Annotated in this window: 15 protein-coding genes, 1 tRNA gene and 1 pseudogene; 8 read left to right on the top strand and 9 right to left on the bottom strand. The window is 60.7% G+C overall.

Annotated features, from left to right (window positions below):
* From WCY17_RS00085 to WCY17_RS00070, 4 genes are read right to left on the bottom strand one after another with little or no spacing between them, the layout of a single operon-like run.
* The gene (locus tag WCY17_RS00085; RefSeq protein ID WP_372700122.1) at positions 1-819 is read right to left on the bottom strand and encodes a carbohydrate ABC transporter permease; all 819 of its coding nucleotides are present in this window, start codon (positions 817-819) and stop codon (positions 1-3) included.
* A complete protein-coding gene (locus WCY17_RS00080; RefSeq protein WP_372700121.1) occupies positions 816-1,706 on the bottom strand; it encodes a carbohydrate ABC transporter permease in 891 nt (296 codons plus the stop codon). Before WCY17_RS00080 ends, WCY17_RS00085 begins: the two co-directional genes overlap by 4 nt.
* Positions 1,703-2,818: an ABC transporter ATP-binding protein gene (locus WCY17_RS00075; RefSeq protein WP_372700120.1), complete on the bottom strand. Its 1,116-nt coding sequence runs from the start codon at positions 2,816-2,818 to the stop codon at positions 1,703-1,705. Before WCY17_RS00075 ends, WCY17_RS00080 begins: the two co-directional genes overlap by 4 nt.
* Position 2,819: 1 nt before the next feature.
* A complete protein-coding gene (locus WCY17_RS00070) occupies positions 2,820-3,902 on the bottom strand; it encodes an ABC transporter ATP-binding protein (protein ID WP_372700119.1) in 1,083 nt (360 codons plus the stop codon).
* Between the two features lie 142 nt (positions 3,903-4,044).
* On the opposite strand from WCY17_RS00070, the gene WCY17_RS00065 reads away from it, so the two are divergent.
* The 3 genes from WCY17_RS00065 to WCY17_RS00055 all read left to right on the top strand — a co-directional run bounded on the left by WCY17_RS00065 (position 4,045) and on the right by WCY17_RS00055 (position 6,854).
* The gene (locus tag WCY17_RS00065) at positions 4,045-4,809 is read left to right on the top strand and encodes a DeoR/GlpR family DNA-binding transcription regulator (protein WP_372700118.1); all 765 of its coding nucleotides are present in this window, start codon (positions 4,045-4,047) and stop codon (positions 4,807-4,809) included.
* A gap of 82 nt (positions 4,810-4,891) precedes the next feature.
* Positions 4,892-6,385 carry a glycerol kinase GlpK gene (glpK, locus tag WCY17_RS00060; protein ID WP_372700117.1) on the top strand — a complete coding sequence of 498 codons (1,494 nt, stop codon included), beginning with the start codon at positions 4,892-4,894 and terminating at the stop codon, positions 6,383-6,385.
* A gap of 1 nt (position 6,386) precedes the next feature.
* Positions 6,387-6,854, top strand: coding sequence for a TM2 domain-containing protein (locus tag WCY17_RS00055; protein ID WP_372700116.1), 468 nt, complete (start codon positions 6,387-6,389; stop codon positions 6,852-6,854).
* On the opposite strand, the gene WCY17_RS00050 is transcribed toward WCY17_RS00055, so the two are convergent.
* Together WCY17_RS00050 and WCY17_RS00045 are read right to left on the bottom strand one after the other, a co-directional pair.
* A complete protein-coding gene (locus tag WCY17_RS00050; RefSeq protein WP_372700115.1) occupies positions 6,849-8,522 on the bottom strand; it encodes a SulP family inorganic anion transporter in 1,674 nt (557 codons plus the stop codon). The genes WCY17_RS00055 and WCY17_RS00050 overlap by 6 nt on opposite strands.
* A 70-nt stretch (positions 8,523-8,592) precedes the next feature.
* Positions 8,593-10,866 carry a nitric-oxide reductase large subunit gene (locus WCY17_RS00045; RefSeq protein WP_372700114.1) on the bottom strand — a complete coding sequence of 758 codons (2,274 nt, stop codon included), beginning with the start codon at positions 10,864-10,866 and terminating at the stop codon, positions 8,593-8,595.
* A 305-nt stretch (positions 10,867-11,171) separates the two neighbouring features.
* Here WCY17_RS00045 and WCY17_RS00040 point away from each other — a divergent pair, with 305 nt between their 5' ends.
* The 4 genes from WCY17_RS00040 (at position 11,172) to WCY17_RS00025 (ending at position 14,798) form a co-directional block, all read left to right on the top strand.
* The gene (locus WCY17_RS00040) at positions 11,172-12,959 is read left to right on the top strand and encodes an ABC transporter ATP-binding protein/permease (protein WP_372700113.1); all 1,788 of its coding nucleotides are present in this window, start codon (positions 11,172-11,174) and stop codon (positions 12,957-12,959) included.
* An 81-nt stretch (positions 12,960-13,040) separates the two neighbouring features.
* Complete coding sequence (locus WCY17_RS00035) at positions 13,041-13,424, top strand: SirB2 family protein (RefSeq protein WP_372700112.1); 384 nt, start codon at positions 13,041-13,043, stop codon at positions 13,422-13,424.
* 16 nt (positions 13,425-13,440) lie between these two features.
* Positions 13,441-14,637, top strand: a complete 1,197-nt coding sequence (locus tag WCY17_RS00030; RefSeq protein WP_372700302.1) for a DUF3734 domain-containing protein — start codon at positions 13,441-13,443, stop codon at positions 14,635-14,637.
* A gap of 85 nt (positions 14,638-14,722) precedes the next feature.
* Positions 14,723-14,798 (top strand) — tRNA-Asn (locus WCY17_RS00025).
* A 538-nt stretch (positions 14,799-15,336) separates the two neighbouring features.
* Here WCY17_RS00025 and WCY17_RS00020 read toward each other — a convergent pair.
* The 3 genes and pseudogenes from WCY17_RS00020 to WCY17_RS00010 all read right to left on the bottom strand — a co-directional run.
* Positions 15,337-21,507: pseudogene (locus WCY17_RS00020) on the bottom strand (LPD38 domain-containing protein); the annotation flags it as partial.
* Positions 21,508-21,831: 324 nt separating this feature from the next.
* Entirely contained in the window at positions 21,832-23,109 is a 1,278-nt protein-coding gene (locus WCY17_RS00015) for an ISL3 family transposase (protein ID WP_011872831.1), read from the bottom strand.
* Between the two features lie 12 nt (positions 23,110-23,121).
* Complete coding sequence (locus WCY17_RS00010) at positions 23,122-24,156, bottom strand: permease (RefSeq protein ID WP_372700111.1); 1,035 nt, start codon at positions 24,154-24,156, stop codon at positions 23,122-23,124.
* A gap of 111 nt (positions 24,157-24,267) precedes the next feature.
* Here WCY17_RS00010 and WCY17_RS00005 point away from each other — a divergent pair, with 111 nt between their 5' ends.
* Positions 24,268-24,582 (top strand): helix-turn-helix transcriptional regulator, encoded by a 315-nt coding sequence (locus WCY17_RS00005; protein WP_000349485.1) that lies wholly within the window; start codon positions 24,268-24,270, stop codon positions 24,580-24,582.
* Positions 24,583-24,758: the final 176 nt, after the last annotated feature.

Genomic DNA, 24,758 nt, shown 5'->3' with positions numbered 1-24,758 from the left:
CTAGACCCGCCCCATCGCAAAGCCCTTGGCGATGTAATGGCGCACGAACCAGATGACGATTGCGCCCGGCACGATGGTGAGGGTGCCCGCGGCAGCCAGCGTGGCCCAGTCCATGCCCGACGCCGACACCGTGCGCGTCATGACGGCCACGATCGGCTTGGCATTCACGCTGGTGAGCGTGCGCGCCAGCAGGAGCTCGACCCAGCTGAACATGAAGCAGAAAAAGGCCGCGACACCTACGCCCGATTTGATCAGGGGCAGGAAGATCGTCAGGAAAAAACGCGGGAAACTGTAGCCATCGATATAGGCCGTTTCATCGATTTCCCTGGGAATGCCGCTCATGAAGCCCTCGAGTATCCAGACTGCCAGCGGCACGTTGAAGAGCAGATGGGCCAGTGCCACGGCCAGATGGGTGTCCATGAGCCCCAGCGTGGTATAGAACTGGAAGAAAGGCAGCAGAAACACCGCCGGTGGTGTCATGCGGTTGGTGAGCAGCCAGAAGAACACCTGGCGGTCGCCCAGAAATGAGTAGCGCGAAAACGCATACGCGGCCGGCAGCGCGACCGCGATGGAAATCACCATGTTGATGCAGACATAGATCAGGCTGTTCACGTAACCCATGTACCAGGATGGATCCGTCAGGATCAGGCGATAGCTGTCCAGCGTGAAATGATGCGGAAACAGGGTGAAGTTCGACAGGATTTCCTGGTTGGTCCGAAAGCTCATCCCGACCATCCAGTAGATGGGCAAGAGCGCAAAAACCAGGTAGCACACCAGAAACAGCGTACGCTTGCGCGGCCAGCGGCGTGTCGCGCTCATCGCTCACCCCCCTTGTCCTGGGTGCCCACCCGCATCATCCAGTTGTAGAGCAGGAAGCAGAACAGCAGAATGATCAGGAAATAGATCAGCGAAAAGGCCGCCGCTGGCCCCACATCGAACTGCCCCACTGCCATCTGCGTCAGGAACTGGCTCAGGAATGTCGTGGAACTGCCCGGCCCGCCACCGGTGAGCACGAACGGCTCGGTGTAGATCATGAAGCTGTCCATGAAGCGCAGCAAGACCGCAATCATCAGGACACCGCGCATCTTGGGCAGCTGTATGTAGCGGAATACCGCCCATTTGCTGGCACCGTCGATGCTGGCCGCCTGATAGTAGGCCTCGGGAATGGCGCGCAAGCCGGCATACGCCAGCAACGCCACCAGGGGCGTCCAGTGCCACACGTCCATGAGCAGCACGGTCAGCCAGGCCTGCACCGGGTTGCCCGAATAGCTGTAATCCAGCCCCAGGCCGACCAGCAGGTTGCCCAGCAGGCCAATGTCCGTGCGACCGAAAATCTGCCAGATCGTACCGACCACATTCCAGGGGATGAGCAGCGACAGGGCCACGATCACCAGCACCGCTGACGCACGCCAACCGCGCTCGGGCATGGACAGTGCCAGCAGCACGCCAAGCGGGATCTCGATCAGCAGCACCGCCATCGAAAACATCAGCTGACGCAACAGGGCCGATAGCAGGTCTTCGTTGCGCATGATCTCGGCAAACCATTCGGTACCGACGAACACGGCCCGCCCGGGCCCTATGATGTCCTGCACCGAATAATTCACCACGGTCATCAGCGGAATGATGGCCGAGAACGCCACACACAGAATCACCGGGACGATCAGCCACCACGCCTTTTGGTTTACCGGCTTGACCACCACACTCATGAGATCAGTTCCTCGTTCTGGTAAAAACAGGTGTGCGCATCGAGCAGCACCAGATGCACACGGGCACCCGGGGCCGGCGCCGCGGCATCGGCAGGCAGGTAGGCCTTGAATTCGTGCCCGCCAGCCACTGCGCTGAGCAACTGGCTGATGCCCATATGGCGCACACGCGTGACTTCAGCCGCGACGCTGCCGGGCTGGGGTTCGGCCGCAAACCGCAGGTATTCGGGCCGCAGCCCCAGGGTCAGTGGCCCCTCGGGCAGGCGCCGGCCATCCGTGTGCGCCAACGATGGGCCCTGCACCTGTCCGTGGCCCTGTCCGTGGCCCTGTCCCTGCAACTGCAGCGTCCCGTCGGGGTGTACGTGCACTGGCACGAGGTTCATACCGGGCGAGCCGATGAAATGGCCCACAAAAGTGTGCCGGGGGCGTTCGAACAGTTCTGCAGGGCTGCCCTGCTGCACCACCCTGCCCCTGGCCATGACCAGCACGCTGTCGGCGAACGTCATGGCCTCGATTTGATCATGGGTGACGTAGATCAGGGTCAGGCCCAATTCCTGGTGAATCTGCTTGAGCTTGCGGCGCAACTCCCATTTGAGCTGTGGATCGATCACGGTGAGGGGTTCATCGAACAGCACCGCCGAGACATCCGGGCGCACCAGGCCGCGACCCAGCGAGATCTTCTGTTTGGCATCCGCAGGCAGATTGGCCGCCCGCTGATTGAGCTGGCCTGTCAGTTCGAGCAAGCCGGCAATGTGATGGACACGCTGCCGGATCTGGTCGCTGGGCATGCGCCGGTTGCGCAGCGGGAAGGCCAGATTCTCGCCCACGGTCATGGTGTCGTAAATCACAGGAAACTGGAATACTTGCGCGATATTGCGCGCCTGCGGCGAGTCGTGCGTGCGATCCCGGCCATCGAAGCGCACATGGCCCCGGGACGGCGTGACCAGCCCGGAAATGATGTTCAGCATGGTGGTCTTGCCGCAGCCCGATGGCCCGAGCAAAGCATAGGCACCGCCATCTTCGAATGTGATCTGCAAAGGCAGCAGCGCGTAATCCGCCTCGGAGTGCGGGTGGCGCTGATAGCTGTGGGCCAGGTCCAGCTCGATCCGTGCCATGTCAGCCCCCCAGGCGCGGCGGCGCCCACAGCAAGGCGTCGTCCGCGCCGAACACAAACGCGCGCCGGCTGGAAAAATGCACCGTGATCGCCTGGCCAAGCGCATGATGGCGCACGCCGGGGACCTGCGCGATCAGATCCCCTGCCGCAGTCTGTACGTGCACGTAAGTGAACGAGCCCGAGATCTCGGCCAGCTGCACCACCCCCGCCACGTGACAATCGTGTGCCTGGGGTTCGAGCGCCAGATCGGTGGCCCGCAGACCCAGGCTGACCGGGCCGTGCATGGCTGCGGCCGGCACTGTTTCGAGCGGCAATGCCAGCTCACCCACACCGCCGACCTGGATGCAACCTGCATGCACCTGCGCGCTCAGGAGATTCATGGGCGGATCGCTGAATGCGCGCGCCACCCGCAGGGATGCGGGACGTTCGAAGACCTCCAGCGTGGGGCCGTATTGCAGCAGTTCGCCACGATCCATGACCGCAACATGCCCCCCGAGCATCAGGGCTTCACCGGGTTCGGTGGTGGCATAGACCACCGTGGCGCGCTGCTGCGCGAACATGGTGCCCAATTCTTCACGCAGTTCTTCGCGCAGCTTGTAGTCGAGGTTGACCAGCGGTTCATCCAGAAGCATCAGCGGCGCATCCTTGATCAGGGCGCGCGCCAGTGCAACACGCTGCTGCTGGCCGCCCGAAAGTTCGGCAGGCAGGCGATCCAGATAGTCTTCGATGTGCAAGGCGCGTGCCATGGCCACCACCTTGTCGGCCACATCGCGTTCGCCTCGCAGACGCAGCGGCGAGGCAATGTTCTGCGCCACGGTCATGGAAGGGTAGTTGATGAACTGCTGATACACCATGGCAATATTGCGCTGGCGCACCGGCACGCCCGTGACGTCTTTCCCGTCTGCCAGCACCCTGCCCGCGCTGGGCGCATCCAGACCAGCCATGATGCGCATCAGACTGGTCTTGCCCGCCCGGGTGGCCCCCAGCAATACGGTGACATCCGACTCGCGCAAAGTCAGGTCCATGGGATGGAGCCAAGGCTCGGTCCCCACGGATTTACGGATGCCAACCAGTTCGAGAACCATCCAGAAACCTTCTGTTAATTTCCATTTAGTTCATTATTGTTCGTTTACCCATATATTTCAGTAGATATAAACCCCGACATTTGCTCTTTTTCTTTCGTTGTACCATGTCTCCAGCATACCGACTGGTCCACGGAGAGGCCCGATGAGTCCCAACCCAAGACAGATGAAGCTGCTGAAAATCCTGCATGGCTCCGGTTCCTGCAGCCTCGAAACCCTGGCCAGCGAGCTGGACGTGACCGTGCAGACCGTACGCCGCGACGTTCAAAGACTGGCCGAGGCGCATTTGCTGGTGCGCTTTCACGGCGGGGTGCGCCTGCCCAACTCGACCACCGAGAACATCGCCTACCAGCAGCGCGCTCAGTTGAACGCCGAAAGCAAGGAAGACATCGCCCGCGCCATCGCGCGCGAAATCCCCAATGACTGCTCGCTCATCATCAATATCGGCACCACGGCCGAAGCCGTTGCCCGGGCGCTCACCCACCACACGGGCCTGCGCGTGGTCACCAACAACATGAACGTGGCCTATACACTGGCGCCCCAGGCCAGCTGCGAGGTCATCCTCGCGGGCGGCAGCGTGCGCGCGCGCGATTACGGCATCGTCGGCGAGGCCACGGTCGAATTCATCCGCCAGTTCCGGGTCGACATCGCGCTGATCGGCATTTCCGGCATCGAGGGCGATGGTACATTGCGCGATTATGACTACCGCGAAATCAAGGTGGCCCAGGCCATCATGCAGTCGGCACGTGAAGTCTGGCTGGCCGCCGATGTCAGCAAGTTCCATCGGCCCGCCATGGTGCGGCTGGGCGAACTGGCCGACATCGACCGCCTGTTCACCAATGCCGAACCGCCGGCGCCTTTCCCCGAACTGCTCCAGGCGGCCGGGGTGGATTGCGTGATCACGGCCTGACGCAGCGTGCACACGGTTCGATACACGGTTCGATGCACACGACGCACCCAGCCTTCTGGCGAACAACCCCGAGGTACACCACATGAGCTATCTTCTGGCCCTGGACCAGGGCACCTCCAGCACCCGCAGCATCGTATTCGATACGCGCGGGCGCATCGTGGGCCTGTCGCAGCGCGAGTTCGCACAGCACTACCCGCAACCAGGCTGGGTGGAGCACGACCCCATGGACATCTGGCACACGCAGCAGGAAACTCTGCGCGAAGCGGTCGCGCGCGCCGGCATCCAGGCCAGCGAGCTGGCCGGTATCGGCATCACCAACCAGCGCGAAACCACCCTGGTCTGGGACCGGAACACCGGCGCCCCCGTCCACAACGCCATCGTCTGGCAGGACAGGCGTGCCGAACCCACCTGCGCAGCGCTGCGGGCCCAGGGCCTGGAGGCCGACATCCTGCACAAGACGGGCTTGCGCATCGACGCCTATTTCTCGGCCACCAAGCTGAAATGGATCCTCGATCATGTGCCCGGCGCCCGCGCCCGGGCCCAGGCCGGTGAACTGCTGTTCGGCACCGTGGACAGCTGGCTGATCTGGCAACTGACGGCCGGCCGCTGCCACCTGACCGACATCAGCAACGCGGCCCGTACCCTGCTCATGAACGTCCACACCGGCCACTGGGACGCTGACCTGCTCGCCTGTCTCGACATTCCGGCCGCCATGATGCCCGAGATCCTGCCATCCACCGCCGATTTCGGCCAGGCCGATCCACAGTGGCTCGGACGCGCCGTCCCGATCTGCGGGGTCGCTGGCGACCAGCAAAGCGCCCTCTTCGGCCAGGCCTGCTTCCGGGCGGGCACGGCCAAGAACACCTATGGCACCGGCTGCTTCATGCTGATGAACATCGGTGAGCACTTCCGCCTGTCGGACAACGGCCTGGTCACCACGCGCGCTGCCCAGCCCGACACCGCGCCGGCCTTTGCGCTCGAAGGCAGCGTGTTCGTTGGCGGCGCGGTCGTGCAGTGGCTGCGTGACGGCCTGCGCGCCTTTGTGCACAGCAGCGACATCGAGGCGCTGGCACGCAGCGTCCCCGATGCCGGCGGGGTAATGCTCGTACCCGCCTTCACCGGTCTGGGCGCGCCGTGGTGGAACCCCGACGCCCGGGGCACCATCACCGGCCTGACCCGCGGCAGCACCATGGCCCATATCGCGCGCGCGGCGCTCGAGAGCATCGCCTACCAGAGCGCTGCGCTGCTGCAGGCCATGGAGCGCGATGCCCGGGCGGCCCATGCGGCACCCATGCAGGCCCTGCGGGTCGATGGCGGGGCCAGCGTGAACGACCTGCTGATGCAGTTCCAGGCCGATCTGCTCGGCATCCCCGTGCTCAGGCCCACCATGATTGAAACCACGGCACTGGGCGCGGCCTTTCTGGCGGGGCTACAATCGGGCATCTACGGCGGTCTCGACGAGCTGGAATCCCTCTGGCGCATCGAACGCCAGTTCGACCCTCTCATGCCACGCGACCAGGCGGCCGAACGCCTGGCCGCCTGGGACCACGCCATACGCCAGGCCTGCACAGACTGAAATGCCCAGGAAAATCATCCTCGTCACAGCGATCTTCTTCGTCATCCTGATCGCCCTGACCCTGGGTGAGACCGTCTTTGCCCAGCTGCTCGCCTGGCTGTCCGACCTGACCGGCCTGCTGATCCGCAACGTCGATGAACTGCGCAGGGCGCTGTTGGCCTACCTGCAGACCAACGGCGGCAAAGTGCTGCTGGCCCTGGTACTGACCATCCCCATCAGCCTGTGGATCCTGCGTTCGCATGGCCAGTCGCTGGGCCAGCCCGCCACCCAGCGGCGCATTGCCATCGTACTGGCCGTCTTGCTGGGCTGGTTGGGCATCCACCGCTTTTACCTCGGCCAGGTGGGCTGGGGCCTGCTGTACATGTTTCTGGCCTGGATCTTCATGCCACTGAGCGCCCTGCTCGGGCTGATCGACGCCGTGCGCTATGTCTTCATGGACGAGGATACGTTTGCCAGTACACAGCTATGATGGCGCCAGCGCCCCCGGCCCGGTGCCCTGGGCCGACCCGGCACCATGATGCTGAAGGCGCTGCAGCGCGTGTTCCAGGCTGGGCTGAAACGCGCCTGACTCGAGCCTGCCGAGTGTGCCCATGCGCTGCAATTTGCGCTGAATGCGGTCATTGGCGCCCGCAATCAGCACGCGCACTCCGTGGCTGCGCGCCTCGGCCACGGCATCATCCAGCGCCTGCATCGCCGTGACATCGGCAAAAGGCACCTGTTCGAGGCACAGGATCCAGGGGCGCGTGCCCACAGGCTTGAGGGCGGCCCGCAAAGGATCCACTGCGGCAAAGAACAGCGGCCCGTGAATGCGGAACACCAGCGGATTGGGTTGCTCGGGGTGGGCGTCCGCTCCGGCCCCATGCCGGTGCGGGTGCAGCACCTCGATCCTGAAGCTGCCGGCCATGCGGCGCAGGAATTGCAGGATGGCCAGCACGATGCCGATATTGACCGCCACCACCAGATCGGCGAACACCGTCAGGAAAAAAGTGATGGCCAGGATGGCGATGTCGGCACGCGGCGCCTTGCGCAGGATTTCACGTATCCGGTGCAGTTCGCTCATGTTCCAGGCCACCAGAAACAGGATGGATGCCAGCGTTGCCAAGGGGATATTGCTCGCCAGCGGGGCGAGCACCAGCACCACCAGGATCAGCAGCAGCGAATGCACCACTCCGGCCAGTGGCGAATTGCCGCCACTGCGGATATTGGTGGCCGTACGGGCAATGGCGCCAGTGGCCGCAATGCCGCCCATCAGCGGGCACAGGATATTGGCCAGGCCCTGCCCCACCAGCTCGGTATTCGAGTCATGCCGCGTATCGGCCATGGCATCGGCCACCACCGCCGAGAGCAGGGACTCGATGGCCCCCAGCAAGGCAATCGTGAAGGCCGGGCCGATCAGGACCACGACCTGATCGAAGGACCAGTCGGGCACATGCGGCATGGGCAGGCCCGTGGGCAGTTCGCCGAATGTGGAGCCGATGGTGGCCACATGGCTGAACTGTGCCAATGACTGCAACACGGTGGCAGCGACCAGCGCCAGCAACGGCCCGGGCACATTGCGCAGCACAGCCACCCATTTGGGCAGCAGCACCAGGGCCAGCGAACCCAGCCCGATCGCGGTGGTGACCCAGTCGATCTGCGGGAACGCTTCGATCAGGAAGATCAGTTTTTCATGGAAATGCCGCCCTTCGACCGGCGGCAAGCCGAAGAACGCCTGCCACTGCCCCACCCAGATGATGACCCCGATACCCGCCGTGAAACCCAGAATGACAGGCAGGGGGATGTAGCGAATCACACCGCCCATGCGCACCAGACCGAAGGCCAGCAGCATCACGCCGGCCATCAGTGTGGCCAGTTGCAGCCCGGCTACACCGTGATCCGCCACCACACCCGAAAGGATGACGATGAAGGCGCCCGTAGGGCCGGCGATCTGCACCCGGCTGCCGCCAAAGAGCGACACCACGATACCGGCCACGATGGCCGTGTACAGCCCCTGTTCGGGCTTGACCCCCGATGCGATGGCAAATGCCATGGCCAGCGGCAGCGCCACCACGCCTACGATCACCCCCGCAACGATATTACGGGCCCAGTTGCGGGGCGCCAGCAAACCTGCTTTCCAGGCCTCATGAATGGCAAACATGTGGGTTTTCGTCCATCAGAATGGGGCCTTGAACAGGCCCCAGGAATGGCTCGGATTATAAACCCTCGATTCAGCTGCGCTGCGTGGCCAGACGCGCATCGGCGGAAGCCGGCTGGCGACCCAGCAAGGCCGTGACCACCTGCCACATCACGCCCAGCCCGCCCACGATGAAGACCACGTCGCCGAAGGTCCGTGCCCAGCGCAGGGTCTTCAGAATGTCCTGTTGCATGAAGGTTTCACCCCGTGCCCACCATGTCCCCACGCTGAAGCTCGCGTGAAACTGCATCAACCCGATCGGCAGCAGGCTGAACACGATCATCATCACCAGGCCGATGTTCATGGACCAGAATGCGGTATTCATCAGGCCGTTGTTGAACTGCATGTTCGGACGGATGTAGCGCAGCACGAACAGGGTAAAGCCCAGCGCCAGGAAACCATACACCCCGAAAAGTGCCGCATGTGCATGCACCGCCGTGGTATTCAGGCCCTGGATGTAGTAGAGCGCGATGGGCGGGTTGACCATGAAGCCGAACACCCCGGCACCCAGCATGTTCCAGAAGGCCACCGCGATGAAGAACTTGAGCGGCCAGTGGAGGTTTTCCATCCAGGGCGCGCGCGCCTTGAGGCGCCAGTTTTCCCAGGCTTCATAGCCCAGCACCACCAGTGGCACCACTTCCAGCGCACTGAAGGCCGCACCGATGGCCATGATGGGCGTGGTCGTACCGGAGAAATACAGGTGATGCATGGTCCCCGGCGTGCCCCCCAGCATGAACAGCACGGCGGCGGCCAGGCTGGCCGTCGTGGCCGCCTTTTTCGAGACCAGGCCCATGGTGGAAAAAATGAAGGCCAGCGCCGTGGTTGCAAAGACTTCGAAGAACCCCTCCACCCACAGGTGCACCACCCACCAGCGCCAGTATTCCATGATGGTGATGTGCGTCTTTTCACCATAGGCCAGGCCGGCGCCGTAGAACAGCCCGATGCAGATGACCGAGGCGCTGAAGAGCGCGAGCAGATTCTTGTCGCCCTTCTGGCGCAGCGCCGGGACTATGCCGCGCAGCATCAGGAACAGCCAGAACACGATGCCCAGGAACTTGCCGATCTGCCACAGGCGCCCCAGTTCGACATACTCATAGCCCTGATGCCCGAGCCAGAAATTCCACTCGGCGGGAATCAGGTGCGCCAGCGCGACGAAATTGCCGCTGAACGCCCCCACCACGACCACGATCAGGGCCCAGAAGAGCACGTCCACGCCGAGCTTCTGGTGCTTCGGATCCTTGCCCCCGTTCAGGATGGGCACCAGGAACAGCCCCGCGGCCAGGAATCCGGTGGCGATCCAGAACAGTGCCGCCTGGATGTGCCAGCTGCGCACGAGCGAATACGGCAGCCACTCGGAGACATTGATCCCATAGAACGTCTGCCCTTCGACCGTATAGTGCGCCGTGAAGCCGCCGATGAAAATCTGTGTGACGAACAGCGCCACCACCACGAACAGGTACTTGCCCAGCGCCCGCTGCGAAGCGGTCAGAGGCAACTGCAGGATCGGATCGCGCGCCGGTGCCGGATCGTCCTCGTGATCCTTGCGCATGAAGGCCCAGGCCCACACCAGCAGACCCACGCCGGCAATCAGCAAGATGATGCTGACCACGGACCAGATCATGTTCTCGGCCGTGGGCACGTTGTCGATCAAAGGCTCGTGCGGCCAGTTGTTGGTGTAGGTGGCCGCGCTGCCCGGACGCTCGGTGGCGGCCGCCCAGGCCGTCCAGAAGAAGAAATCGGCCAGCCGCGCCCGCGCCTCGGGCGACGGCAGGGTCGCCTCTTTCATGGCAAAGTTCTTGCGGCTTTCGTGCAGTGACGCATCATCGCCAAACAGTTTGTCGTAATAAGCCGCGGTCTGCGCCATGGCCTGCGCCCTGCGCCCGGACACCGTCACGACCCCGGTGTCCGTATCATGCGTATTGTGACGATATTCGTCCTTCAGCCTGCGCTCGAGCATGGCCTGTTGATCCGCATCCAGCTGTGCGAAATCGACGCCATGCAGCTCTTGCGCAGCAAGGTCCAGCCACGCGGTCAGTTCACGGTGCAGCCAGTCTGCCGTCCAGTCGGGTGCCTGATAGGCACCATGCCCCCAGATCGAACCCACCGTCATGCCGCCAGCGCTCTGCCAGGCACTCTGGCCGTCCAGGATCCGGTCGTGCGTCATCAGCAGGCGACCGTCCGTCGTGACCACCTGTGCCGGGATGGGTGGGGCCTGGTGATAGACTTCCTTGCCCATCCAGCCCAATACGCCAAAAGCCACCACCAGAACGCCAATCAGCGTCCACCATAGTTTTCTATACTCACCCATACAGCGCTCCTTCCATTGCCGTCAGAGGTTGCCGACGCGGCATCGCCTCGATGCCACTTGCCAGGCGGGATTATCCACGAAGCTTCTGCAAAAGTTGAGCGTTTCACTAGGGTAAACACTGATATACGTCAAACTCGCCGACAAAGATTCCAAAAAACAGTCACAATCCGGCCACACAGCGCTGCAGCGATGCCGCGCGGCCCCGACGATGAAACCTTTTCAGCGTCCCCCCGTCCAACCTGAAATGCCTGCGCCGGACGCCATCCATGGCGGCCACATCCAAGCTCAAACAGACCCTTCGACCCATGCAATGGCAAGACCTCCTGATTGAAAGCAGCCTGTGGCTCGCCAAGGCCTACGCCTTGACGCTCGTGGTGGGCGCCGCAGCCTGCGTGGGCCTGACGCGATACACTCGCTGGGGGCGGCAGTTCTGGCAGCTCAGCGCGGCCTATTTCACCTGGCGGCGCAGCTGGAAGCCATTGGCCGGGATTGCGCTGATCCTGTTCCTGACCTTGTTCGCAGTGCGCGTCGATGTGCTGTTCTCGAACTGGTACAACACCATGTACAGCGCCCTGCAGAACCTGGATTCGGCCGGCTTCTGGGCAGCCATGCTGCTGTTTGCGATCCTGGCCGCCATACACGTGATCCGTTCGCTGTTCGACTTCTACGTGCAGCAGGCCTTCGTGGTGCACTGGCGTGAATGGCTCAACGAGCACCTGCTCACCCGCTGGATGGCGCAGCAGGCTTACTATCGCTCGCAGGCGCTCAGCCACCTGGCCGACAACCCGGATCAGCGCATCCAGCAGGACATCACCAGTTTTGCGCAGACCTCGATGAGCCTGGCCGTCGGATTGATCAACGCCCTGGTCTCCACCATTGCCTTCACGGTCATTCTCTGGAACCTGTCCGGGCCCATGACCGTGCTGGGCCACGAAATCCCCCGGGCCATGGTGTTCCTGGTCTTCATCTACGTGTTCGTGGCCACCCTGCTGGCCATCTGGATCGGCAAGCCCCTGATCCGCCTGAATTTCCTCAATGAAAAACTGAACGCCGACTACCGCTACGCCCTGGTGCGCATCCGCGAATATGCCGAAAGCATCGCCTTCTACCGCGGCGAGCAGGTCGAAGGCCGTACCCTGCGGCACTGGTTTGCCGAAGTCATCGGCAATGCGTGGGACATCATCTACCGTTCCTTGAAGTTTCTGGGCTTCAATTTCGTAGTCACCCAGACCGCGGTCGTGTTTCCTTTCATCATTCAGGCCGCACGCTTCTTTTCCAAGCAGATCAGCCTGGGCGACCTGATCCAGACCGCCCAGGCATTCGGGCGCCTGCAGGACAACCTGTCGTTCTTTCGCAATGTGTACGACAGCTTTGCCACCTATCGCGCCACGCTGGACCGTCTGACGGGTTTTGACGACGTGATCGACCAGGTGCGCCAGCTGCCCCTGCCCGACACGCGCGAAGAGGGCACTCGCCTGGCGCTCAGGCAGGTGAACGTGTGCCGTCCGGACGGGCACGTGCTCATCAAGGACCTGGACCTCGAAGTGGGATCGGGCGAAGCCTTGCTGGTGCGCGGCCCCTCGGGCTCGGGCAAGACCACGTTGCTGCGCACCATCGCCGGGATCTGGCCACACAGCACTGGCGAAATCATCCGGCCTGACCGGGCCAGCCTGTTCCTGGCCCAGAAGCCCTACCTGCCTCTGGGCTCCCTGCGCCAGGCCCTGCACTACCCGCAGCCGGCCGACGACATCCCGGCCGGCCAGGACGAAGCCATCCTCGAGCAGGTGCAACTGGGCCACCTGTGTGCCAAGCTCGATGTGGTCGACGACTGGAGCCGCATTCTCTCTCTGGGCGAGCAACAGCGCCTGGCCTTTGGTCGCCTGCTCATCGCCCAGCCCCAGGCCGCCTTCCTGGACGAGGCCACCTCGGCCATGGACGAAGGGCTGGAACATGCGATGTACCGCCTGATGCGCCAGCAACTGCCCGATACCCGGGTCATCAGCGTGGGCCATCGCAGCACGCTGCGCAGCCACCACGGCCTCGAACTGGTGCTTTCGGGCCAGCAGGGCGGCTGGCAATTGCAGGCGATCTGATGCCTTGCCAGGTGGACACTGCGCCATGCCGGGTGGGCACCATGCAGTACACTGGAGCCTGCATGGTTCCGCACTGATACGATGTCCGCCTATTATTTTCCGATCAAGCACCTGCACGTCACCGCCGTGGTGCTCAGCATCCTCCTGTTCGCGCTGCGCGCCTACTGGGCCGTGGTGGGCTCCGAGCACCTGAAGAACCGGGTGGTGCGCATCCTGCCCCACGTGATCGACACGATACTGCTGGTCTGCGGGGTGATCCTGGCGGCCATGGTCGGGCCCGAACAACCCTGGATCCTGACGAAAATCGTTCTGCTCATCGTATACATCGGGGTGGGTACCATCGCCATCAAACGCGGGCGCACGCCACGCAGCCGCCTGATCGCCGCCCTTGTCGCGGTCGCGGTCTTCGCCTACATCGTGGGCGTGGCACTCACGAAGAGCCCGGCCTCCTGGTTCGTCTGGTGATCTGGCGAGTTCGGTGATGGACACAACAGCACAATCCCGTGCCACGACCCTGTCCAAAGAGGCTGCGCGCGGCCATGAGGCCTACGAAACGCGTGCCCTGGTGCTGCAGGGCGGGGGCGCCCTGGGCGCCTATCAGGCCGGGGTCTACCAGGGCCTGGCCGAAGCCGGTATCACGCTCACTGCGCTGGCTGGCATTTCGATTGGCGCGCTCAATGTCGCCCTGATTGCCGGCAACCCGCCCGAGCGGCAGGTCGAGCGCCTGCTCGAGTTCTGGAATACGATCTGCCAGCCCAACATCGGCCCGCTGGGCAACCCCGTGCTGCTGGCCAGCCTGTACCAAACCAACGACATCGCCCGGCAGTTCCTGGGTACCCTGCACGCCGGCAGTGCCCTGCTGGTTGGCCAGCAAGGCTTTTTTCAACCCCGGCTGCCCGTACCACTGCCATTCGAAGCCGAGGATCCGGCCAGTGTGGGCTATTACGATACCCGCCCGCTGAAGGCCACGCTGGAATCCCTGTGTGATTTCGACCGCATCAACGACAGCGGTCTGCACGTCTCGGTGGGCGCCGTGAACGTGCGCAGCGGAAACTTCGTCTGTTTCGACAACCGCAGCACCCGGCTGCGGCCCGAGCACTTCATGGCCTCGGGCGCCCTGCCCCCCGGGTTTCCCGCCATCGAAATCGAAGGCGAATACTACTGGGACGGCGGCCTGGTATCCAATACCCCCCTGTCATGGATCCTTGAACGGAACCAGAAGGCGGACACGCTGGTCTTTCAGGTCGACCTCTGGTCTGCCCAGGGGCAGGTGCCGCGCAATCTGGGCGAAGTCAACGACCGCATCCAGGATATCCGCTATTCCAGCCGCACACGCTGGGTGACCGACGAAGTACATCGCCACCGCAAGGTGCAGCGCGTCCTGCGCCGATTGCTCGATCAACTGCCCGAAGAAGAGCGCGACAACAACCCGCTGTGCCGGGAAGCCACCAAACTGGCCTGCAGCAAGCGTAGCAACATCATCCACCTGATCTATCGCGACAAGCCCTACGAACAGCATTTCCGCGACTTCCAGTTCGGGCCGAACATCATGCGCGAACACTGGAACAGTGGCCTGCAGGACATCCGCAGCACGCTGTCCCGACCACATTATCTCGACATGCCGGAGAACGCGGAAGGCTTTGTCACGCACGACATCCACCGCCAGGCAGGTTCGTAGGATACGGGCGCTTCGAACGCAGCTGCCGCGGTCGCTGTATTGCACAGCACAAAAATTCCATGGTATAGTTTCGCTTCTTTACCGATCCCCGATAGCTCAGTCGGTAGAGCGACGGACTGTTAATCCGCAGGTCACAGGTTCGAGCCCTGTTCGGGGAGCCAGGAAACACAAGGGTTTCGGAGTATTCCGAAGCCCTTTGCTTTTTGCGGTATTAGACGAAATATTAGATACTGTCTTATATCCAGTAGTTTTCAGGCCCACCTCGTGCAGGCTTTTTGTGTCCTGCAGGCCCACTTGTCTACTGACGCTCTCTTCGAACGTCGCCGCCAAACGGTTCCTATCCAGATACAGCCGATCCAGGCGCACTCGTTTTTCGTCCATGTTCAGTGAGCGGTCATTCTCCAGCCTGCGAATTTCGACCGTGATCTTGGCCATCGTGCGGTTGGCGTCCTTGGCCATGCCATGATACTTTGCCAGATCCGATGACGCGAATTCGCGGGCCCGGTCATAGTCGCCCATCTTCCGTGCGTTATTGTAGGCCGCATAGACCTCATTGATCTCTCGCTGCATGTCATAGTAGCGCTGGATGTACTTGCTGGTTCTCGCGTTCGGATCTTTCACGAAATCGCCCATGATGAACCAGTTGTCCATGCGCCCCAGATCCTTGCGTGGATTCTGGGGCAGATCGAGCATGGGACGGGCAAGGTAATCAGCTACGTTGAGGGCCTGGATGCCTACCCATCCGAAGTATCCAGACATCAGAAACTCGATGCGCTGTGGCGATATATCGATTGCCCGCCCAAGAGCTATTGCTCCTGCGCTGGTGGAGGCTGTATGTCGCTCACCTGCCGGCAGCTGTTGCTGTGCCGGGGAATCTATGGCTCGTTCCCTGAACAGGTCATAGTTGAACGACGCCTCCAGCGCCGGCTTGAACAATTATGGTATCGGGTTCATGGACAATTGATCCTCTATGACCCCCCGCGTTGACTGGGCGAAGTCACCAAGCCTGTAGTCTTCACCGGAGAATGCAAGCTCAGCGCCACGCTCGAGCACGGTGGCCAGCGCACCAACCTCGAACGGTTTTGGTATAAAGAACATCCGATCAATCCCCGGGATCTTGAACGCCCAGTATGTGTTCCTGGCCCAATCCGGCAATTCCTTGTAGTCCTTATCGTCCCTCATGACCAAGTACAGCCCGATGGTAGCAAGCGCCATGACCCCAGTGACCGCTGCGAATCTGGGGAAGTTTTCATGTGCACTGCGACCAAGGCGATACATCCCCTGCATTCTGGCATTCATGAACGACACGGTCTGCGCAAGCATCCGGATACTGGCCCAGGACCCAACGCTGGAGAAATCCATCAGATCTCGGGCCAGGTAGCTGGCCTCAAGATGAGACTTGCCATTTTTTCTTGCCGCCTCATAAATGGCCGCCCGGTTTACAGTCTCTCCACGATCACCCAGTTCCTGATACCAATCGAATGATGCTTTGAGCAGCCTGATCAGTTGCCGTGGCGATGTCACCACCTGATTCCTGTCAATCTGAAGCTCGTCCACCAGGCGCTTGACATTGCGTGCATTGCCGTCATTGAAGGACCCAAATCTGATCGCTCCCCCTCCAGCCAAAAGCCGTTGCATGGTATCGGATCCGGATTTCGTTGCTTCCCAGCCCACTGCGAGATTCATCACAGGATTTACGCTGATGTTGCTTTCAATGGCCAGGGCCTGCAGCGTATCTCGCAGAAGATTCCTGATCCTGAATGTTGGCGAAAGCGTGACGCCCATGGTCAGTGCGTGACGCGCTTTCTTCATGGCCTCCCAAGCAGGCCCGCCAAAGCCATTCCAATGCAACGCCGTCAGAGATTCGAGCACCATCGGGTCATCGACAACAAAGTATCTATCCAGACCATCGAACATGATGCGCACGCCATTTTTCGTCGGATGATTCACATGGGTGGCTATCCCCATTGATCTGGCTGCCTCAATGGCCTTTTGCGCTGCCAGATTTTTCATACTGGCCGATATCAGGTGAGACCAATTGGCAATCGTATTGCCCACCAGGTCGTTCAGTTTCTCTTTTCCGCCCTTCAGCCGCTTGAAAGCGTACTGGCCCACCAGGCCGCCTATCTGTCCGGGGCCCATCATTCCGGTGCTGTCGCTCTCCATGGCCCGATAGAACGGCACGTAGAACTCGTGCTCCCAGAGCATCCTGGATTCGCGATTGATGAGTCCGGCCTTCTCTGCGACATCAAGAACGGATTTCTGCAGGACATTCAGCTCCTTCAGTGCTTGTGCGTACACGGGTCCTCTGTCGCGGCCATCGGACATCTTGCCGGTATTGAACGTTTTGAATCGTGCAATGGTTTCTACATCGAACAGGTTTTCACGCCCCTCTGACATCAACCGCTCAGCTCGATTGCCAGCGATCCACGCCATGAAATGATCATGCTCCCCGTCCAGATCAGCCAGGATCTCTGCAAGACCCTTGCCCCTGACACCATCAATGGCCCCTTGACGAAGGATTACGGGCCCAAAGCGCACCAGATACTCGGCTGCACCTTCATGGCCGCGCGACAGGCGCGCTTGCATATACGCGGTCTCATCGAGCGATTTGAGCGAGTAGAAGTGATCGAATAGCCCCTGGATGGCCTTGGCCCTTGCATTCTCTGTCAGGCGATTGAATCGCGCTTTGATCGTCTCTTTTTCAGCAAAGATGCCAGACTCATGCAGCGCCCTGTCTCGCATCATCTTTTGGGTGCGTGCGGTCGAGTTGCCACGCGCACGTGATTCTCGTGGCCCATCACTGGAAAGCCCCGCACTTGGCGGGGCTTTGGTGTCACTTTGCTGGGCGATCAGGCGATCATCTTCTGGCCCCAGAGTTTTTTGTAATACGCCCCCGCTTCGCGCATGTCCTTCAGCAAGGATTCTCGCTCGGATGACGTCAGGCGCTCCATGGGTGGCAAGATATCGACCTTCCGATTCTGTGAGCGAGTCGAACCCTCGCCCGGTTGCTGCGCGGAATTCGTTTTCAATGTCGCCATAGCGTTCTCGCAACGTTTTCAAAGTATCGTGTGACAGTCGCAAGGTAGCACTGTATTGCTTCCCGGTCAACGCGAAAACGCCTGCCACATCGCCGCCATGCTGGCGAATGTGAGAAGCGAGCGCCGCCATCGTGCCGCCCTGCGTCAGTGTGTCATCCACCAGCAAATATTGCTGGCCGGCCCGCACTGTGCCGTCGAACTCGGGCTGCTGGAAGATCCGATCCAGGCCGGTGAGCGATGTGCGCCCGGCTTTCACAGATTGAAAAATGCCGTAATCAACATCAAGACCAAAAGCCGCAGCCACACGGTGAGCTACCGCTAATGGAATTTTGTTTTGACCAGTCGATTCAATAGCCAAAACCGGAACGACAATCGGCTTCTTATCCCCCAGCGCATCTCGCACCTTGGTGATCATTTCCGGCGTCACCAGGTCGTTTACCAGACGTGCCGCTGCCTCGGTGTCTCCAGCCTTTGCTGCCGCATAGTCGGGATGCTTGCTGGCGTCTCCCAGCGCGCGGCCGACGATCGCATCAGGCAGGTCCACCGGCGCATCATCCCGGCGGGACTCGGTGATGTTCGCGCTGTCGGAACTGAACGTGCCCCTGTTTCCAGTGGCGCTCTTGATCTGCTCTGGGCTGAACACCGCGTAGGAATCAGCTTCGTTTCCTTCGATCACGTCACGGAACACAAGCCCACCGTACCCGTTGTCGCGCGCCCAATCAGCAATGCCATTCAGCAGATCATTGGGTTCCTTGGGCTCCATTTCCATGATCTGATCCCACAGGTTTCCTTTCTTGAATCCCTTACTCGGTTTTAGGCCGTACAGAGGGCCAGACACTTCGCCGTCCTCTATGGCTGAATTCAAGGCAGCAAGCCCTTCTGGCGTGCGCAAATCGAGCGGATTTTCTGCCGACAGATAGACCTGCATCACATCGCCGCCGGGCACGTACATCTTTGCTACGGTTGGATCCGGCGTGAAGTAGAACGCATTGCTTGGCGAGTCGCCAACGCTTCCGGGGTGGCCAGTTTCGAACGTGGTGAAATCTTCGTAGGTGCCGTGATACACCACCAGCGGCTCGCCGGTACCGGGATCCACCGCTTCGGACACATCGGTCGGGTTGACACGGACGAGTGGGCGGCGTATAAAGTCCTCAAGCCCGGAGATAGGGGCGAAACTTGAACCGCTTCTGTGGTCAGGCCGCCCATAGGAATCCCGGGCTTTTTTGTCGGCATCATGCAACGTCGCAGCGTTGTAGTACCACTTCCCGTCCGATTGATGCCGCACGGTGAACGCAGCCACCATCGGTACTTCATCAACACTGACGCGCGCAAGCAGCGTCGAATAGCCAGCAATATCGGGCCCGTCTCCGCCAGACGAATGCTCGGAACGTGCGTAGATTGTTTTTGGAATAAGTGCCCCGATATCGGCGACTACAAGGGACTTGGCTGGATCGCGGGCAGAGCCTGTAGATTTCTTTGCTCCTGCGCGCCCAACCCGAATGAGACCGATCTCTGGATGTTCAATTTCAGTTCGATCTCGCACCATCCGATCAAGGCTTTCGGCCATTCTCTGACGTAGTTCGCTGTGAGACAGCCCGCGCCATTCATCCGGTACCCGCACCGTCACGGGCTTCATTGCATCCAGCCGCTGTTGCGCTCGCACAGCCTCCCAGTCGCCGAACCACTGCTTGAAGGCAGGCGTCCTCACTTGCACCCACTGCTGGTAGTTCAGCTTCGTGCGCCCGGCGGCCCTGGCGCGGTCATAGGTGGGGCGTCCACCGTAGGCCCGTTCCGTCTGCCTCTCTTCGCGCTGCGCCTGCTGCGTGACGGTACGTGGTTCGGTACCCCCTTCACTCGCTGCCATTGATGCGGCAGCTGCGCGTGTCCTGGCAAATGCCTGCCCAGCAGGCGCTGTGCGCAAGAACTTGCCGGCGTCAATCACCATCTGGCGCAGATCGGCAGTGGTGAGTTTCAGATCGAACCCAAGCGCGCGCAAGGCCTTTCTGATCTTGGCGTAGACCGTGGCAAGGAACGTGCGAAACCGCCCCTCTTCAGCCATTCGGGCCAATACTTCACGGGCCCGGGCCTTGGCATCGTAATCCGAGTAACGCATGCCCACCGCTTCCATGGTGGCATAGTTTGCATCGCCCAGCTCCTCGTCGCCGGTGGCATGTTGCCCACGCGGGACCCTCGCCAGGCGCCGCACATCGGCAAGCACGCCATCGAACTGATGGCCCAGCAGGGCCTCCACACCAAAGTGTCCGACCACTTCATGGGCAAGCACCTGGCGCAGGCGCAACATCGTTGTCAGATTGTCGGCCACCAGATAAATTCGCCCTTCGTCGCCGGCCGGGTAGTAGACGCCCTCGGCCATGTCTGACGGTTTCGATTCTTCAGGGATGTCCTTTAGCGACCGCACGACGATGACTTTCAGGCGCGCTGCGCCAGGCAACTTGGACATGAACTGCGCAGCTGCTTTGCCAGCGGCAGAAGCAGAAACCCCGGCGCTGGGCCGGGGCTGTCGGGACTCGAAGGGCGTGTTGCCAGTTCGTCGAAGCGCTTGTCCAACCTGGGTAAGCGGCTTGCCGGAGGCCACAATATCCAGTACGCGGATGCCTGATGCCTCAAGCGCTGAATTCAGGTTGCGCGCCTGCGCAGCACTCTCGGTCTCATGGACCACGGTAATTGCCATGCTCGCATTGGACTTTTCAACACCGCTCAGCAGTTTCTCCAGGCCGCCCGTGCCGCGCAGCTTGCCCATCTCATTTGCCGTCATGGGCAGAAACGCGGTCGGTTGCAACTGCGTATCGAGCAGCATCACGCCATCCTTCCCGCCGGACACCTTGGCGGCGATATCGACGACATTCTGCGGCGTGATGACGGCGCCCAGGGTGCCGCGTCGCACAAAGGCGCGCTCCACCACCGGGATCTGCCTGGAACGCAGCACGGGACGAACCCGCTCCTGTACGATGTGTCCACGCGCATCCACATGCGAGAACCTGTCGCGCCCAACGGCCATGAGCCCTTGATACCTGATGCCCGACCCATCGAGCAGGCGGGCCATCGTCTTCGACATGTTGACGTCGGCACCGGAGAGCGTGGACAGGCCAGACGGATGATTGTGTACCAGCCACATGTTGCGGGCCTTCGGTACTCGTGCCGCGTGGCCGATCACAATGCTTGGATCAACGATCGTTTCGTCCTTCTTGCCGATGCTGTGGCGCAGGATGTTGAGCGGCTTGTCGCTCTCGTCGGTGAGCAGCACCAACAGGTTTTCCTGGGGCTGCTTGCGGATGCTTGCCATGGCACTCGCCACATCCGCGGCTGATGTGAGCGCGCCGTCCTGAACTCGAAGATTCAGGATTTTCTTGGCTTCGACGCGGACCGCAAAGGCACTACCTTCTGGCTCGACGAGGATGGCGGCTGCCCGGGAACGAAGACTTGGGAGCCGTACTGCACCGGATCCGGATTCAGGTAGAACCCCCCGGGCGCGCGCACGTTCAGACCTTCCGGCAGCGTGAGATACGCCAGGTTCGAGCTCGAACCCTTGATTGAAGAGGTCTTGCGTGCCACTGGATTCCTCTACTCGGTCACTTTCGGATTCTGATCCGGAAGCAGGTTCTTGTACTTGGCCATCGTCAGAGGTGGTTCGTCGTTCTGCAACCGATTGCCCGCCGCCAGCCCGACCTTCAGCAACATGTCCGCCGCCTTCGGGTCGCTCCACACCGAAGAGGCCCTCTTGGGTTGATTCTCCGCCATATCGATTCCTCAACAAATTTTCACCGCGCGCGATGACATCTTCGATTGTGGCTTTGGGGCCACCGAACATATCGGCCGTACTGGCTCTTGATTGCTCGACCTGAACGAAATCGGCCATCTCGCGCAGGGATTCGCCCAGTTTCCTGAATGACCGGATATTTGTCCACAGCAGATCAATGAACCGATCCACCAGCGGCTCGCGTCCGAACATGTCCATCTGGGCAAGGAACCGATCCTTGTTCAACCCCCTTGCGCGCGCGTCGCGTATCTGATGGATAGCCTGTGCCAGGAACGGGCGGATGTCAAGAGGACCCGGGCCCATGCCGACAAAATTTGGGGTATACGGATTTAATGGTTGATGGGGCACCTTTACCCCACCAACCTGATACCATTATCAGATGGTTGATAGATCGACCCCGTAGTTGAGTTCCTCTGCGAAGTCCGGCAGTCCGTAACCGATGGTTTTCTTGTAGAACGGAGAGACCTTCGCGGTCGGGGCCTTCTTCTTGTGCTTCGTGGTGTAGAGCATTCGTGCCCGCATCACCTCGAAGGAGTAACCACGTCCTTCACGGTTCTTGTCCTTGGCCAGTCGGTTGATGGACTCCGTGTAAGCGTTGGTGACGGGCATGTCCGTCTCGAAGTAGGTCATGATCTCTTCGCGCCAGTTGCCTACAGCCCTGACCAGATCGCTCCAGACTTCCTTCTGGCCCTTCGGGATGGTGGCTATCCACTCGTCCAGGGCGGCTTCTGCCTGGGGCCGTGTGGTAGCGTCCCAGATGCCGTAGAAACGTTCCTTGTGCTCGTAGGCGGCCAGCAGTTGTGGGAATGCGCCGGTCCAGGTCTCCATGATGAGGCGTTCCCGGTTTGAGACTTCGTGAGCGCGTTTCAGCAGGATTTTCCGGTCACCCTTGAGGGTTCGGCTCTGGGAGGGCATCAGCTCCTTCCTGAGGCCCTTGCGCACCTTCTCCAGGGCATCGTTGGCCATGCGCACCACATGGAACTTATCGACCACGATGCGGGCCTGTGGCAGCACCGCCTTGACCGCTGCTCGGTAGGGATTCCACATGTCCATGCTGACGATCTTGACCTTCTGCCGGTCTTTCATCTTCATCAGGTAGTTGGTCACCACGTCCTGACGGCGGGTGGCCAGCAGGTCGAGCAGGGTCCTCTCCTCGATGTTGGTCAGGATGCAGCGGTAGCGCTTGTTCAGGTACAACTCGTCAATGCCGAGAATGCGGGGCGTCTCGAAGCGGTGCCAGCGCCCCAGGAATTCGGCGCGGGCGTTGAAAATGTCGCGTACCGTCTTCTCGTCCAGGCCCGTGGTATCAGCCACGTAGGCGTAGGGGTGATTGAAGGCTTCCTTCTCCACGTACTCATGCAACCGCAGCGTCATGCGGAAGCCGTCCACCATCTCCGGTAGCTGGGGCCTGAAGGTGGTCTTGCAGGCCCGGCAGGTGTACCGGCGACGAACTACCCAGAGGGTGACCCGCTTGCCGTGGATGGGCAGGTCACGATAGGGAACATCACGCTTGCCGAACCGCACGAACTCACCCTGCACGCCGCACCCCTCGCAGGCTACTGGTGTAGGAGCTTCAAGCCGAAAATGTATGTCTTCATTCTGCTCATCAGAATCCACCAACTGGTACCCAGGAAGGCTTAACGAATTAATCATCTCCCGCCTTGATCAGAAAAACAGGTAGGTGGCGTAACCGGCAATCATCGCCATAGCAAAAATGACTGCTAAAAACGCCGCTAAAAGCTTCAGCGTGAACAAAGAGCGCAACAGAATGAGCTCAGTCAGGCTGGCTCCGGCACTGCCGATGATCAACGCTAGCACCGTCCCGGCACCCACGCCTTTGGCCATCAGAGCCGCTGCCAGAGGTATGACGGCTTCAGCGCGAATATACAACGGCACGCCGATGACAGCGGCAACTGGAATGGCAAAGGGATTATCTGGGCCTGCATACTGCGCCAATAAGTCAGTGGGCATGAAACCATAGATCACGCTGCCAATCGCAATACCGATGAGCAGGTAAGGCAACACATCGATAAAGTCCGACCAAGCTTCCCGCCACACACCACTGTACTTCCCTTCTTTCTTAACCGTGACAGTGGGTTGACTGTCACAGCATTCGCTAGACGTAGAGACTGTTGTCTTCCTATCAGCCCCGCAAGAAGCCGTCTTCGGAGTGGTGTCGCAGCTGTTGGTGCCGCAACTCGATGCGGTCGATGTAGCACTGCACGGGCTTGCTGATGAACTACATCCACTGCTCTCTTGTGTCGCCGTCCGGCGCACATAACGCTCGAAGCCAAGCGTGTGAAGCAGCCATCCGGCACCTACCGCGACCACCAAAGCGGCGAGCACATAGATAGCAGTAAGTGTCCATCCAAACGTGGCAACCAGCAGGCTGACGACGATAGGATTCAGCAACGGAGATGAGAAAAGAAACACCATCGTCGGCCCAAAACCGGCCCGTGCCCGAATCAACCCTTTCAACATGGGGACAGTCGAGCAACTACAGAAGGGCGTTATAGCTCCTAAACCAGCAGCAAGAAAATAGCCTCGCTTCCCACTGGAAGTCAGTAACGCTTCCACCTTGGATGGTGGGATGTGACGTTGAAGAACTCCGACCAGCAAGCTAATGCCAATGAATAAAACCGATAGCTCGATAGCGAGAAAGGCGAACATGCCTAGAGCGTCTTGGAGTTGAGGTGACATTCAATATTACTCCTATATTTCTAGTTTTATCGAAATGATGTACGCAGTCTACTTGCGTTTATCCGACCTGTCAACTATAATTCTAGAAACATCGAATTATTGGGGCGTGCTATGGATCACGAAAAGGTTGCAGCCAGCTTAGCTGAGCTAGGGAATAGTCACCGACTGTCCGTGTTCCGCTTTCTGGTCAAAGCTGGCCATGATGGGGCTTCGGTCGGAGATATCCAGAAGGGGCTGGGTATTCCTGCTTCGACGCTATCACATCACCTTGCGCGCATGGCCAAGGTAGGGCTGATCCGGCAGGAGAAACATAGCCGCACGATTGTCTGTATACCCGAGTATGGGCACCTAGAGAATTTGATCGGTTTCTTACAAGAGGAATGTTGTGCAGGTGTCCGGATTGCGCATGAACCAGAACCGCTTTGACGCTTGCCCAGCTCTCGCTGTCCTCCCTAGTCAGCATCGCTATGAAGACTCAGGCGAAGGTGGAAACAGAAAATTGGCAGTAGAGTAGGCTGAAGAGGATCAATCAGATAATCCGCTGAGAAAGATTTTCTTCTTTACATCTTTGGCATTTTATCAACCAGAAATTCCGGATACCC

This window comes from Castellaniella sp., assembly GCF_041677825.1.
In the GTDB taxonomy this organism is placed as follows: Bacteria; Pseudomonadota; Gammaproteobacteria; order Burkholderiales; family Burkholderiaceae_B; genus Castellaniella.
Note: the sequence above shows the minus strand (reverse complement) of the source record. Positions and strands in the feature narration are given on the sequence as shown.